The sequence below is a fragment of the Klebsiella sp. R445 genome (genome assembly GCF_051131755.1).
In the GTDB taxonomy this organism is placed as follows: Bacteria; Pseudomonadota; Gammaproteobacteria; order Enterobacterales; family Enterobacteriaceae; genus Klebsiella; species Klebsiella lignicola.
Window position 1 is genome coordinate 4,390,100 of sequence record NZ_CP180446.1, and the last position, 13,939, is coordinate 4,404,038.

The 13,939-nt window shown below is 57.9% G+C and carries 14 protein-coding genes; 4 read left to right on the plus strand and 10 right to left on the minus strand.

Features of this window, described 5'->3' with window-relative positions:
• The first annotated feature begins 17 nt into the window (after window positions 1–17).
• Entirely contained in the window at window positions 18–1,121 is a 1,104-nt protein-coding gene (locus tag ACMYSN_RS20765) for a fimbrial protein (RefSeq protein ID WP_462496019.1), read from the plus strand.
• A gap of 31 nt (window positions 1,122–1,152) precedes the next feature.
• On the opposite strand, the gene ACMYSN_RS20770 is transcribed toward ACMYSN_RS20765, so the two are convergent.
• Genes ACMYSN_RS20770 through ACMYSN_RS20800 form a run of 7 tightly spaced genes read right to left on the minus strand, consistent with a single transcriptional unit; the run spans window position 1,153 to window position 8,108 of the window.
• On the minus strand, window positions 1,153–2,109 hold the full coding sequence (locus ACMYSN_RS20770; protein WP_462496020.1) for an ABC transporter ATP-binding protein: 957 nt from the start codon (window positions 2,107–2,109) through the stop codon (window positions 1,153–1,155).
• Window positions 2,102–3,088 carry an ABC transporter ATP-binding protein gene (locus ACMYSN_RS20775; protein ID WP_462496021.1) on the minus strand — a complete coding sequence of 329 codons (987 nt, stop codon included), beginning with the start codon at window positions 3,086–3,088 and terminating at the stop codon, window positions 2,102–2,104. Before ACMYSN_RS20775 ends, ACMYSN_RS20770 begins: the two co-directional genes overlap by 8 nt.
• Window positions 3,085–3,981, minus strand: coding sequence for a D,D-dipeptide ABC transporter permease (gene ddpC / locus ACMYSN_RS20780; RefSeq protein ID WP_462496022.1), 897 nt, complete (start codon window positions 3,979–3,981; stop codon window positions 3,085–3,087). Before ddpC ends, ACMYSN_RS20775 begins: the two co-directional genes overlap by 4 nt.
• The gene (locus ACMYSN_RS20785; RefSeq protein WP_462496023.1) at window positions 3,982–5,001 is read right to left on the minus strand and encodes an ABC transporter permease; all 1,020 of its coding nucleotides are present in this window, start codon (window positions 4,999–5,001) and stop codon (window positions 3,982–3,984) included.
• Between the two features lie 56 nt (window positions 5,002–5,057).
• Window positions 5,058–6,620 carry an ABC transporter substrate-binding protein gene (locus tag ACMYSN_RS20790; RefSeq protein WP_462496024.1) on the minus strand — a complete coding sequence of 521 codons (1,563 nt, stop codon included), beginning with the start codon at window positions 6,618–6,620 and terminating at the stop codon, window positions 5,058–5,060.
• Window positions 6,617–7,201 (minus strand): D-alanyl-D-alanine dipeptidase, encoded by a 585-nt coding sequence (ddpX, locus tag ACMYSN_RS20795; protein WP_462496025.1) that lies wholly within the window; start codon window positions 7,199–7,201, stop codon window positions 6,617–6,619. Before ddpX ends, ACMYSN_RS20790 begins: the two co-directional genes overlap by 4 nt.
• Window positions 7,202–7,238: 37 nt before the next feature.
• The gene (locus tag ACMYSN_RS20800) at window positions 7,239–8,108 is read right to left on the minus strand and encodes a MurR/RpiR family transcriptional regulator (protein WP_462496026.1); all 870 of its coding nucleotides are present in this window, start codon (window positions 8,106–8,108) and stop codon (window positions 7,239–7,241) included.
• Between the two features lie 313 nt (window positions 8,109–8,421).
• On the opposite strand from ACMYSN_RS20800, the gene ACMYSN_RS20805 reads away from it, so the two are divergent.
• On the plus strand, window positions 8,422–9,183 hold the full coding sequence (locus tag ACMYSN_RS20805) for a type 2 periplasmic-binding domain-containing protein (protein ID WP_462496027.1): 762 nt from the start codon (window positions 8,422–8,424) through the stop codon (window positions 9,181–9,183).
• A gap of 47 nt (window positions 9,184–9,230) precedes the next feature.
• Here the strand turns inward: ACMYSN_RS20805 and ACMYSN_RS20810 are convergent, their stop codons facing one another.
• The gene (locus tag ACMYSN_RS20810; protein ID WP_462496028.1) at window positions 9,231–10,133 is read right to left on the minus strand and encodes a LysR family transcriptional regulator; all 903 of its coding nucleotides are present in this window, start codon (window positions 10,131–10,133) and stop codon (window positions 9,231–9,233) included.
• A 134-nt stretch (window positions 10,134–10,267) separates the two neighbouring features.
• Here ACMYSN_RS20810 and speB point away from each other — a divergent pair, with 134 nt between their 5' ends.
• On the plus strand, window positions 10,268–11,239 hold the full coding sequence (speB, locus tag ACMYSN_RS20815) for an agmatinase (RefSeq protein ID WP_462496029.1): 972 nt from the start codon (window positions 10,268–10,270) through the stop codon (window positions 11,237–11,239).
• 14 nt (window positions 11,240–11,253) lie between these two features.
• Window positions 11,254–12,069 carry a type 2 periplasmic-binding domain-containing protein gene (locus tag ACMYSN_RS20820; RefSeq protein ID WP_462496030.1) on the plus strand — a complete coding sequence of 272 codons (816 nt, stop codon included), beginning with the start codon at window positions 11,254–11,256 and terminating at the stop codon, window positions 12,067–12,069.
• Between the two features lie 52 nt (window positions 12,070–12,121).
• Here ACMYSN_RS20820 and ACMYSN_RS20825 read toward each other — a convergent pair whose 3' ends face one another.
• Window positions 12,122–12,916 (minus strand): SDR family NAD(P)-dependent oxidoreductase, encoded by a 795-nt coding sequence (locus tag ACMYSN_RS20825; RefSeq protein WP_462496031.1) that lies wholly within the window; start codon window positions 12,914–12,916, stop codon window positions 12,122–12,124.
• Between the two features lie 86 nt (window positions 12,917–13,002).
• Window positions 13,003–13,935 carry a 2-hydroxyacid dehydrogenase gene (locus ACMYSN_RS20830; protein ID WP_462496032.1) on the minus strand — a complete coding sequence of 311 codons (933 nt, stop codon included), beginning with the start codon at window positions 13,933–13,935 and terminating at the stop codon, window positions 13,003–13,005.
• Between the last annotated feature and the right edge of the window lie 4 nt (window positions 13,936–13,939).

Consider the following 13,939-nt stretch of genomic DNA (forward strand, 5'->3'; position numbering starts at 1 on the left):
GTTTAGGAGTAGCAGCCATGCATCGCAGCCTTCGAATAATGCAGTTTGTATTCCTGCTGATGGCGGGGATTTATAGCCACTATGGCTGGAGTGAGAGCTGCAGCGGCAGCGTCGGGCAGATGACCATTAACGTGCCGAATATTCACTATCTTCCCACGTTGCCTGCCAACACGCAGATGACCAACGCCATGGCGGATAACGGTAGCGGCATTCATTTTGTCTGCGATCTGCAACTGCCCACCGCGGTCTGGAAACAGATTGTCTATCGGCAAAACAGCACCGGGACGCCGCTGGTGATTAACGGCCAGCATGTCTATCCCACGGCGCTCAGCGGTATCGGTTATTCGCTGGGATTCCAGTGCAGCGGCGGCCCGGTACGCTACATCGACGGCAGCAATGCGCCAGCCGGCAGCGAGTCCATGACGGTCTGCGACAGTTCACAACTGTCGGCGTTGCTGAACCAACGCGAAACCGTGGTCAAAGCCTATATTACTTTTTACAAAACCGGCGACGTGGCGTTGGTGAGCGGCAACCATGCCAGCGTCCCGGCGCAGCCGCAGGTCGGTAATTTAACCATCGAGAAGCAGGACGTCAGCGGCGGGAGCCACACCGCCAGCGCGCCGGTGAGTATCGACCTTGGCGCGCTAAACGTTGACATTGGATCCAGCGGCAGCTGTCAGGTGACCCGCCCGACCATCAACGTGAATCTGGGGACTGTGAATAAAGCGGCGTTCAAAGGCCAGACCACCACCGCCGGGACGGCGCAGACCTTCAGTATTCCGGTCTATTGCACCACCCCGACCGATATCCGCATTGGCTTTTTTGGCGTCACCGCCGACCCCAGTCTCAACGATACCCTGGCACTGGCAAAGGTTGACGGGGCCGCTAGCGGCGTCGGCATCAAACTGAGCTACGGCAATAATCCGGCACCGGCACCCTCTGCCGGGACTGCGGTAAAAATCAATGAGTCCAGTAACCTGCCGGTGCTCAAACATATGCCTGCCAGCAATGCCGCCGGCGCGGAGAACATCAATTACACCGCCCAGTACGTGCAGACCAGCACTGTCGTCACCCCCGGACGGGCGAACGGCCAGGTCACTTTCGCGATCGAATATAACTAACCTGACGTGCTGCGCCGGGAGTCGCCCTGGTTCAGGAGGCGTTTGCAATTGTGTCGGCCTTCCAGCAACGGGCTGCATTACCGTGGGCGAGTGGCTGCAGCGGCTGCGGTTGCTCACAGCCAGCGCCTGCGAAGGGGCAGCGTTCGCGAAAGTAGCAGCCCTGCGGAAGCTGCCGGTTGCCGGGCAGCTCTGTATTGCGTGGCGCATCACCCAGGGGTGATCCAATTCGCGGCACCGAGTCCATCAGCAATCGGGTATAGGGATGCGCTGGGGCATCGAGAACCTGGCGCGCTTCGCCCATCTCGACGATTTGCCCGAGATACATAACGGCCACACGATCGCTCATATGGCGGATAACGGAGACGTTATGCGAAATCAGCACAAAGGTCAGATTTCGTTGCTTTTGCAGCTCGACCAGCAGGTTGAGGATTTGCGCCTGCACCGAAATATCCAGCGCCGAAGTGGGTTCATCCAGCACGATAATATCGGGATTGGCCGACAGTGCGCGGGCAATGGCGATGCGCTGTCGCTGACCACCGGAAAATTCGTGGGGTAAGCGATCGAGATACTCCGGGCGAATACCTACCTGCAACGCCAGCTGTTGCGCCAGATGACGCCGCGACTTTTCATCGGGACGAGACTGGATCCAAACGGGTTCGGTAATGGTGCGCCACACGGGAAGGCGAGGGTCCAGTGAGGATAGCGGATCCTGAAAGACCATTTGCATGCTGCCATGCAATGGTCCGCTGTCAGATGTCTTGGTGCGTTCAAACTTCCCGGAAGAGGGATTCAGCATACCCATCAGCAGTTTTGCAAGGGTGCTTTTTCCGCAGCCGGACTCACCGACGATACCCAACGTTTCGCCGCGATATGCCGCCATATTCAGTCCGTTCAGCGCATACACGTGTTCGACGACTTTCCCGCGCCAGTTCTTGCGTGCCGGGAAGTTAAGATGAACATCACTCAGCTTTAACAGTATTTCAGACATGAACTTTCTCCCGTTGCGGGTACCAGCAGGCCGCCTGTCGATCGGTGTGTTCCAGCGGGCGCAGCGGTGGGGTCACGCCGCAACCCTCTCCGGCGGCGAAGCAACGTTCACGAAAGGCACAGCCTGCCGGTAAGCGCGCCAGATTCGGCACCGTGCCGGGAATAGATCGCAGCAGCGAGCGTGGCTCACCGTTATCCGGAGCGCTGTCGAGTAAGCCAACAGAATAAGGATGCAGAGGATGATGCAGAACCTGGTGGGTTAACCCGCTTTCGATAACTGTACCGGCATACATCACGTACAACCGATCGCAGACCTGGGACACCACCGCCATATCGTGGCTAATAAACAACACCGCGGTTCCAGTGGCCTGCGCTTTCTGTTTTAACAGGCGCAGGACCTGGCGTTGAACCGTGACGTCCAGTGCGGTGGTTGGTTCATCGGCGATCAGCAGGTCGGGTTCGCAGGAAAAGGCGATGGCGATCATCACCCGTTGGCGCATGCCGCCGGAGAGCTCGAAAGGGTAGCGCTCCATGACGCGTTCCGGGTCGGCTATCTGCATATCAGCCAGCAGGGCAATCGCTCTGGCACGGGCTTCCCGGCCGGAGAGCGGGCGATGCTGGCGGATAACATCAACCATCTGTTTACCGATACGTCGGGTAGGATTGAGCGCGGTCATCGGCTCCTGAAAAATCATCGCCACCTTACTGCCGCGGATGTCGCGCATCTCCTTTTCTGAGGCCTTGAGGATATCGTTGCCCATCAGGGTCACCTGGCCGCTATGGATCTGATAGCTTCCCGGCGGCAGTAACCGCATGGCAAGCATTGCGGTGACGGATTTGCCAGAACCGGATTCACCCACCACGCCGACAATTTCGCCGCGGTTAATGTGCAGTGAGACGGCATTCAGGACGTGTACTTCCCCCTGATAGACGGGAAAGCTCAAACGGATATTATCGATCGTCAGTACCCGGTCATTCATGTGTTGCGCCCTCCGGACTTCGGATCCAGTAAATCCTGGATACCATCACCAAACAGATTAAAACCGACAGCAGTTATCAGGATCGCGGCACCCGGGAAGGCGCAGTACCACCATTGATCGAGGACATAGTTGCGACCGTTTGCCACCATCGCGCCCCATTCGGCAGTGGGTTGTTGGGCGCCGAGGCCAATAAACCCTAACGTTGCCGCCATCAAAATGGCGCTACCGATATCCAGCGAGGCCTGCACCACCAACGGCGGCAGCGCATTACGTAAAATATGCCAGCTGATCAGATGCCAGCGGGAGGCACCGAAGGTGACCGAAGCTTCGACAAAGCTGTGCTGACGCACGATCAACGTTTGTCCGCGTGCCAGACGGACGTAAAACGGGATCCGCACGATGGCGATCGCCAGCATGGCGTTAAACAGGCTCGGGCCTAATGCGGCGGCCAGAGCCATTGTCAGCACCAGCGAGGGGATCGACAGCATGATATCCATCAGTCGCATGATCAACGCATCGCTGCGACCACCGAGAACACCGGAAAGACAACCGAGCAACGAACCACTGATCCCCGCGATAAGCACCACCGCCAGTCCGGCGGCGATCGATTGCTGGCTGCCGATCAGCACCCGGCTGAACAGATCCCGGCCCACTTCATCGGTTCCGAACCAGTGGGCTACCGAGGGAGCCTGCAGGCGCGCGGTCAGGTCGATGGCGTTGGGATCGTGCGGCACCAGCCAGGGCGAGAAGATCATCAGAAACAACATGATCAGCATAATGCCGCCACCGATCAGCGTCAGCGGGCTTTTACGCACCAGCCACAGGCGCCGTTTCCACATGTGGCTTCGGGCAGTTTTCACGATAACGGCGGGGCTTTCCTGGGTCATCATCACTTAGTTTTCTCCCCGACCCATACGCGGGTCTATCCATAAATAGAGCAGGTCAACGAGCAGGTTGACCAATACATAGGCAAATGACACCACCACGGCGAACCCCATGACCGCAGGAAAATCGAGCGCCTGAATGGAGGCAACCACGTAGGCGCCCATCCCGGGCCAGGCAAACACGGTTTCGGTTAGCACGGCGCCATACAGCAGATCGCCCAGCGCCAGCCCGAGCACGGTAACCGAGGGAATTAAGGCGTTAGGCAGCGCATAGCGCATCACAATGGTCCATTTCGGCAGGCCGCTGGCCAGCGCCGTGCGAATATAATCTTCGCTAAGCTGTTCCAGCATCGCGGAGCGAATTTGCCTGGCAACAATGCCCAGGTGCACGAAAGCAAGCGTAGTGGCCGGCAGAATCAGATGCTGTAGGGCGTTAAAGAACACCTCAAGGTTGCCCTCCAGTAGCGCGTCAATCAGATAAAAACCGGTCACGTGAGTCGGTGGATCAAACCAATCATCAAGACGCCCGCTGCCGGGCAGCCAGTCCAGCTTGCCGTAAAACAGGACAATCACCCCCAGCCCCAGCCAGAACGCCGGTGTGGAAATGCCGGTTAGCGCCATCAGGCGAACCAGATGATCGGTCCAACGGTTGCGATATACCGCTGAGAGCACGCCAAGCGGGATCCCGACGACCAGCGCGATAAACAGGGCGCATATCGCCAGTTCGAGGGTTGCCGGGAAGAAGGTTTTTAAATCTTCCACGACCGGGCGGCCGGTACGAATGGAAGTACCAAGATCGCCGTGCAGCAGGGCACTGACATAATGGAGAAATTGCTGCCACAACGGCAAATCCAGCCCCAGTTGCTGGCGAATATGCTGCACGATCTCATCGCTGGCGCGATCGCCGGCCAGCAGGCGTGCAGGGTCGCCGGGTATCAGGTGCGAAATAATAAAGGTGATCACGCAGACGCCGGCGACGACGAGGATCAACCCCCAGCTACGTTGTCGTAGTAAACCCCAGACACTCATGATGACGTCCTCTGCCGGGCCTGTAATAGCCCGGCATGACAAGGTTAAATAGCGCGCTATTTGTGCATATCGGCAATATTAAAGATCTGTTCGAGCATTGGGTTAAAGACGAACCCCTTAACCTCTTTGTTCATTGCCACCTGATAGTTTTTCTGGAACAGGTAAACGTAGGCGGCCTCGTCGATGACCGTTTTCTGCGCAGCCTGGTAATCCCGGGTACGTGCCGCCTGATCGGTGGTGGTGACGGCTTGTTTGAGCAAAGCATCAACCTGCGGATTGACGTAGAACGAACGGTTGCCCGGCAACCCTTTTTTGTCTGACTCAAACCAGTAGTTCATGAACATATAGGGGTCAGCGAAGTCCGGGCTCCAGTTGCCGATGGCGATGTCGTAATCCCCTTTACCTACACGTTCTCGCATGGTGGCATTGGCCAGTTTTTCGAGCTTGACCTGGATCCCAAGGGATTGCAGGTTGGCCTGGGTAGAGAGCGCAATAGGCTCCCAGTTGGGGTCATTGTCGGAATAGAGGAACGACAGGGTTTTGGGCTTATCCGCCACTTTCGCCAACGCGGCTTTGGCTTTGTCCAGATCAAGGGAATACTGCATTGCGCTGGCGTCGAAGCCCCACATACCATCCGGGATCGGGCCACGCATTTGTTTGCCATTACCGCCAAGAATCCCGCTGACCATGCCTTTGTAATCGGTGGCCCAGGAGACGGCGCGACGTAAATCGACCTGGTTCATCGGCGCTTTGCTGTTATTGAGATACAGATAGGTCACACGCAGCGCCGGATAATCATAAACCGCCACACTATCCTGCTTTTTCAGGGCGGCAAACTGGTCGACCGGCAGAGCATCGGCAATATCGAGATCGCCCTTGGTCAGTTGCAGACGGCGGGCAGAACTCTCGCCAATGATCTTCACCGTCACGCGTTTGAAGGTCGGTTTCACGCCGCTAAAGTGTGGGTTGGGTACCAGCACCAGCTGCTGGCCTTTTTGCCAGCGTTGCAGCATGTAGGCGCCGGACCCGGCGGTATGTTCCGCCAGCCAGGCGCGGGCATCATCGGCGGCGTTGGCCTTCAGTACCGCTGGGTTGATGATCGACGCGCCGTCATTCGCCAGGGTGTGCAGGAATGGCGCGAAGGCGTCAGGCAGGATGAAACGCACCGTGGTTGGGTCTACCGCCTCAATTTTTAGCCCGGAAGGGAAGGCTTCCGAAGGCCCTTGCTTAATGCGCATCAGGCGTTCGAAAGAGAGTTTTACCGCGTCGGCCGTTACCGGTGAGCCGTCGTCAAACTGCATGTTTTTGTGCAGCGTGAAGGTCCACGTTTTGCCGTTATCAGAGACCTGCCAGCTTTCAGCCAGATCGCCTTCCACGTCGGTGGAGCCTTTTCCATCCGCAGTTTTATATTTCACCAGCCGCTGATAGGCCGGGTAGGTGACAGTCCAGTCGTTGTTATCAATCGTGACCGCCGGGTCGAGAGTCTGCGGATCGGCCGCTTTGCCGATCACCAGCATATCTTTCGGAACGGCGGCCCAGGCCGGGGCAGTGACGCCAGCCAGCGCGACGGCCAGCAGCAGTGGGCGAAAACCGGTTAAGGGGGTGCGAATCATTTTCATGGTGTAACTCCGTCAGTCTGAGCTGGGGACAGGCAGGCAAAAACATCATCAAGGAGCGGATAACCGGCCGCATCCGGTAACTCGAAGTGCCACCATTCCGTGGAAATACCCTTAAAGCCACCACCAAACATCACGGCGTTTAGCAGCAGGCGATGACGCTGAGCGGCCGGGGGAACCGCCGGGTGATAAGGGTGAGAGAGGTCGTCCATCTCATCGAAGTCGGTGCCCATATCCAGCGGCTGACCGTTTTCGTCGAGTAACGTCACGTCTATCGCAGTACCACGACTGTGATTGGACCCTAGCGTCAATGGTGTGACGTAATCCTGATTCGGACAGGCGTTCCACAGTAGCTGCTGAGCCTGCTGCGGACGATAGGCATCGAGAACCAGCAGATTCAAACCTGCCAGCTGGGCAATGCGTAGCGATTTTTCCAGCGCGGCAGCGGCATCCGGGTGCAGCAGGCAGCGGGCTTCACCATAAATAGGCTGGCCGGTAATGTTATCGGCGCTGGCGTACTTGAGGTCGACCGGCAGCGTCGGGAAACGAGTGCGGATATCGATCAGTGTGACTGGCTGATTCATCTGTTATTTCCTGTCCTGAAGCCTGGCAAGCAGGCGTTTAATCGCGTTCAAATTGACCAAATTCTTGCTGTAGCGCGCGGTTTTCCGCGAGCCGGTGCGACAGCGACGGACCGAGCCGCTCGACAACCGCAGAGAGCAGCAGATTGAAAAGGCAGCTGATCGGCGCGAGAGAATCCCAAAAGTGACCGGTGTCGGTTTTTACCTGCAGCAGATCGACCGGGTAGTCGCGGGCCCATGGACACCAGATATCGGTGACCAGCGCAGTATCAATTTGGCGTTGGGCGGCCACCCGGCAAAACTGACGAGCCGTGCTGGAGTAAGCGCGGGTATCCGTCAGGATGACGTAAGGACGTTCATATTCTGAGTTCAGTGACTCCAGCCAGCTGCCGGAACTGCCATCGGCATAGGTCACGCGCGGACGCAGGTATTCGAGGTGACTAAAAAAGCTGTTTGCCAGGCCGCGAGTTGACTGGATCCCGAGAACAATCACCGCATCAGCATTGGCGAGTCGTTCGCTGACGCGGGCAAAGATCGCTTCCTGCGCCAGTTGATAGACATAGCGGATCGCATCCAGCTCCATCTGCAATGAAAGGCTGGCACGATTGGGTTGGGTTTGCTGTTGCTCCCAGGAGTCCAGGCGGTCGATAACGCCCCAGTGTTTATAGGGCACTGGCGGAAGATCTTTCAGGCTGTGTTTGACGTCATCGAGATTACGAAAACCCAGTTTACGCAGATAGCGGCCAACGGTTATTCCGCTGGTACCGGTAGCCTGTGCGATGCTATCGGCAGTTTCATAAGGAATATGTTCCCGATGGCTCAGTAGCCAGCTGCCGATGCGCTTTTCGCTTGGCGTAAGTTGACTAAATGTTGACTCGATCGTGCGAAACAGTCTGGAGTTATCGTTCATACTCGCCCTCAATGATATTTCACTCTCATGGACCATCATTGTGTTACTTAGCTAACAAAGCACGATGCATGCCATCTATTCCGGAAGACCGTTGTGGCCAGTATTACCGGGAAAATGCAGGAGACAGGCGAACGATGAGCATAGATTTTCGCCAACATATGCACAAAGAAAGTGCAACGCTTCCTGGTTGTGCGTCACAAAAATAAAACATACCATTAACAAATGGCCGGGTTGCCCCCGGCAATCAACCCATAAAACGCGGTGTAATAACGCGGAAAAGTACCCTAACGAACGCATTGAAAAGGATGATGGTATGAACCTGAAGGTCTGTCTTGCCTGTGTGCTGGTGAGTATTGCCGGTAGCAGCCAGGCGCGCGATATGTCGACGATCCAACACAGCGGCGAGCTGAAAGTTGGCGTACCGGGAGATTACGCCCCGCTGGCATTTCATAACGAGGCGGGGGAACTTCGCGGATACGACGTCGATATGGCGAAGGATCTCGGTCAGAAGCTGGGGCTAAAAGTTACCTTTGTGCTGACCAGTTGGCCGACGCTCTCCAGTGACCTGAAAGCCGACAAATTTGATATTGCGATGGGCGGCGTGACCGAGACCCCGGAGCGGGCGAAGGATTTTGCCCTTAGCCATCCGGTGGTGGCGAACGGCAAGATTGCCCTGGCGAACTGTGCCGCGGCCCCGGCGCTCGGTAGCCTGGAGAAGATAGACCAGCCGACGGTCAAAGTGATCGTTAATCCGGGCGGCACCAACCAGAGCTATGTCGATGCGCATATCAAACACGCGCAGATCATTCGGGTCAAAAATAACGTCGATAACCTGGAGGCGCTGCGCCAGAAAACCGCCGATATGATGGTTACCGACCTGATCGAAGGGTTTTATTACCAGAGTAAAGAGCCCGGTGTCTTTTGTGTCGCCACCGATAAGCCGTTTCCAGGTACCGCGAGCTTTAAAGTCTACATGATGAACAAAGACAATCAGCCGCTGCTGGAGAAGGTCAATCAGTGGCTGGACCGTCAGGATAAAAATGTCCTCAAGCAAAAATGGAAGATTCACGAGTAGTGGTCAGCGACACACGCCTTGCCTGAAGGCCGGGCGTGACATGAAATCTAGCGTTTACGCGCTTTGATCTCGGCGCGGACGCTGTCCCGTATTGCGCGGATTAAGGTCTCTTTGCTGCGACCGCGGCGAAAAATCAGCGAGAAGGGCGCCTGGTAGCCGTATTCTGTTGGCAGCAGGGCGCGCAGTCGTTGCGATTGCACCCACGGCAAGGCGTAGTGCTCCGGCAAATAGCCGACGTATTTCCCGGACAGAATCAACATCAGCTGGGCTTCCATGCTCTCCGCACTCGCCACGCTCTGCTTAAAGCCTTTGCGCCCCAAATCGCTGCTGCTCCAGTAGCTGCGGGTCACCATCCGCATCTGTGAAATCAGCGCTTCGGTGGGATGTTTCACCGTAAACAGCGGGTGGTTGTCGGCGCAGTAGAGCCAGTTTTGCTCGCGATAGAGCGGGTGAGAGACCACGCTGTTGGCCTGAATCGAGAAGGTACCTATCGCCAGATCCAGCTCGTTATTCAACACTCCCTGCAGCAGGGCGTTCGGGCTTCTGACCTGCAGGTTGATATGCACCAGCGGGTAGCGCTCGCTGAAGCTGGCGATGATTTTACTCATCGGCAGCATCGGGTCGGTTATCGTTGAATCAATTACCCCAAGGTTAAAAATCCCGCTTTGCTCACCGCGCAGCATGGCGGTGCTGCGCTCAAAATGCTCCATCGAATCGAGCAGGTCGATGCTCTGCTGCAGCACGGTTTCGCCTTTTTCGGTCAGCGAAAAACCGCCTCTGCCCCGGCGGCACAGGGTGATGCCGAGCTTCTCTTCAAGCTCGCTCATATAGTTGCTGATGGCTGAGACCGTCAGGTTAAGCTCCTGCTGCGCATTGGCGTAGCCCTGATATTTTGCCACCGTAATAAAAACCTGCAGCAGGCGCAGATTCGGAAATTTGCCAACTGACATAAGAGGATGCTCCGCTGTAAGTCCCGGGAATTGTTTTTATTTTTCTAAACTAATTTTTTAGCTTTGACTATTTTTTCTCAGCATCCCGTTGCGCAGTATCTCTGCATCGACCCGAAAAGCATGGAGATACCGCAATGACATCTGCCCCTGAACAGGCCTATCCGCAACCGCAGGATGGCGACATCCCGCGTTTTAGCGGACTACCGACTTTTTTCCGTCTTCCCTTTGCGCCGCAGGCCGCCGATCTGGATATCGGCGTGGTGGGCGTGCCGTGGGATGGCGGGACCACCAACCGTGCGGGAACCCGCCACGGGCCACGCGAGCTGCGCAATGCCTCGAGCCTGGTGCGCCGGGTGCACCCGGTCTCGCGCCGCTCTCCCTATGATTGTGCGCGAGTGGGGGACCTGGGTGACGTGCGCATTAACCCGATGGATGTGCAGGACAGCATGGCGCGCATTGAAGCCTGGTATCGCGACCTCGCTCAGCAGGGGGTGATGCCGTTAACGGCCGGGGGCGACCATCTCACCACCTTGCCGGTATTGCGGGCGCTGGGGCGGGATAATCCGCTGGGGATGATCCATTTCGATGCCCACTCGGACACCAACGACAGCTACTTTGGCGGCGAGCGTTTTACCCACGGCACCCCGTTTCGTCGCGCGGTGGAAGAGGGGGTGCTCGACCCCCGGCGGACGGTGCAAATCGGCATTCGCGGCGCGCTGTTCTCTGAAGACGAACACTGCTGGGCGGAGGAAAATGGCATCACCATTTTCCGCATGGAACAGGTGAACGAGTTGGGTATCGACGCGGTGATGCAGCAGGCCCGTGAGATCGTTGGCGATCGGCCGACTTACATCAGCTTTGATATTGACGTGCTGGATCCGGTATACGCGCCGGGCACCGGGACCCCGGAAATTGGCGGCATGACCACGATCCAGGGACAGCGCTGCATTCGCCAGCTTGCCGGATTGAATCTGATCGGTGCGGATCTGGTCGAGGTGTCGCCACCGTTTGATCAGGGCAACCTCACCAGCCTGACCGGCGCGACCCTGATGTTTGAACTGCTGTGCCAGCTTGCCGATGCCCACCATCGGCGTATCGCTTCCTGAACGGAGTCCGACAGATGAAACAACCTTTTGCAGTACGTACTCTCGCCAGCGCGCTGGTGCTGGCGTTGGGGCTGGCGTCGTCGGCTCAGGCCGCACAGACGCTGCTTGCGCCGGGGAAAATAAAAATCGCCATGGAGGTGGCCTATCCGCCGTTCGAGTCCTGGCAGGATGACAAGATCGTCGGTTTTGATGCCGAACTGGCGGCGCTGCTCAGCGAGAAAATGGGCCTGACGCTGCAGCTGGTGGATACCAAATTCAGTAGCCTGATCCTCGGCCTTAACGGCGGGCGCCAGGATGCGGTGATCTCCGCGCTCTATATCACCCCGGAGCGTATCCGCCAGGCGGATGCGATCCCCTATGCCAACACCGGGGCCTATATCATGGTGCGCAGCGACAGCCAGGTGATGCCGAAAACGGAAAACGATTTGTGCGGCTTAAGCGTCGGTTTGCAGCAGGGAACGTCGTGGGTGAAAAAGCTCCAGGAACTCTCCGCCGGGTATTGCCAGCAGCAGGGCAAAGGGGCTATCGAGATAAAAGAGTTCCCGACCTCGCCGGAGACCCTGCAGGCGCTGCTGTCCGGCAATATTCAGGCTCAGGTGGATATCGCCGGGGTGGTCAGCCTGTTTACCCAGCGCAGCAAAGGGCGCCTGAAGGTTAGTTCGCCGCAGACTATTTATCCGCAAACGCTGGGGATTTATGTCGGCAAGGGCAACCAGGCGCTGGCGCAACAGTTCGCGGCGGCGCTGCAAACGCTGCGTGACAATGGGCAATATCAGGCGTTGTTGCAGAAGTATGCCGCCTACGGCATTACGGATGACAGGGTGCAGTAGTTATAGAAGGATAACCCGCCCGGCCGCAACAGTGCGGACGGGCGCAATGCCGTCAGATAATATCGTCCACCACGCCGCCGTCAACGCGCAGTGCCGCACCGGAAGTGGCGGAAGCCTGGGTTGAACAGACGTACACCACCATGTTTGCCACCTCCTCAACCGAGGCCGCCCGCTGGATCACCGAACTCGGGCGATGGGTCATCACAAAATCTTTCGCGAGCTGGTCCAGCGGCTGGCCGGTTCTCGCTACCTCTTCTTTTAACATCTCGGCGAAACCGTCGGAGATCGTCGGGCCGGGCAGCACGCTGTTGACCGTGACGCCGCTACCGGCGACAAATTTCGCCAGTCCGCGGGCCAGCGACAGCTGGGCGGTTTTGGTGACTCCGTAATGAATCATGTCTGCCGGGATATTGCGCGCCGACTCGGAGGAGATAAAGACCACCCGGCCCCAGCCTTTCTGGACCATCGCCGGCAGAAGGGCGCGCGACAGCCGCACGCCGGACATGACGTTGGTCTGCCAGTAGTTTTCCCAGGTGGCATCATCGGTGGTGTAAAAATCCTGCGGTCCGTAAATCCCGGCGTTATTGACCAGAATATCCACGCCGGTGACCGCCTGGAGCAATTGCGCGACTCCGTCGGCGTCGCTAAGGTCGGCTACCGCGGCGCGCGGGCGCGCACCAGGGACGTCATTTTGCAGACGGGCGATGGCTGCACTGACGCTGCGCTCGCTCCGCCCGTTAACGATCACCTCCGCACCACTGGCGGCCAGCCCTTTGGTAATCGCGTAGCCAATGCCGGCCGTTGACGCGGTCACCAGCGCCACTTTTCCCGATAGATCAATGTGCATAATGTAGGCCTTATGGTTGATGAAACAGACCCTTAAGCGTAGCAGTTGCTCATCGTGCAGACCGGGGATTGTCCGGCAAAAAAGGATTAATAACCGCTCTGTTTATTGACCAGATTTTTCAGCGGCAGGGCCTGCTGCTGGCGCTGAATATTGTCCAGCAGCTGGCGGGCAATCACCTCGACCGGGGCGATGGAGGCCATATGCGGCGTAACCACTACCAACGGATGGTCCCACAGCGGATCGTCCTGCGGCAGCGGTTCGACCGGGAATACATCCAGCACCGCCCCTGCCAGTTGGCCGCGATCCAGCGCCTGTACCACATCGTCATTGACCATATGCTCGCCGCGCCCGCAGTTGATCAGCACCGCTCCTGGCGGGAGTTGGTCGAACAACGGCTGGGCGAGGATCCCACGGGTCTGCTCGGTGAGCGGCAAAATATTGATTAGCGCGTCCAGCTGGCCCAAAAAGGCCCCGGCCTGCGCCTCGCCGTGATAGCACTGGACACCAGCGAGCTGCTTCTCGCTGCGCGCCCAGCCGGAAACGCGGTAACCGAGTGCGGCGAGATGGCTGGCAATGTAGCCGCCGATTTCCCCCAGTCCCATTACCCCGACGTGATAATCGGCGGCGGCGCGCTGGGGATCGATCTTCCAGACCCGCTGGCGTTGATGCGCCAGGGCGCGGTCAAAATGACGCTGGAACCACAGCACGCCCCACAGTGCATACTCGAACATGCCGTGGCGAAAATCTTCATCGACAACCCGGCACAACGGAACGTCGCTGGCGAAAACAGCCTCCGGGAGATGATCCACACCTGCCGATGCGGCCTGGATTAATTGCAGGGCCGGCGAGCGGGTCAGAAGGTCCGGGTCGGGGAACCAGCAGCTGGCATACTGCGCGTCGCTGGCGGCCGGATGATCGGGCAGCACCGCTGTCACCTCGGGAAAACGCTGCAACGCGTCGCAAATCTCACGGGCATAGCTCTGGTCGTTGCAATCGACGACGATAGTCAGGTTTGACATAGGC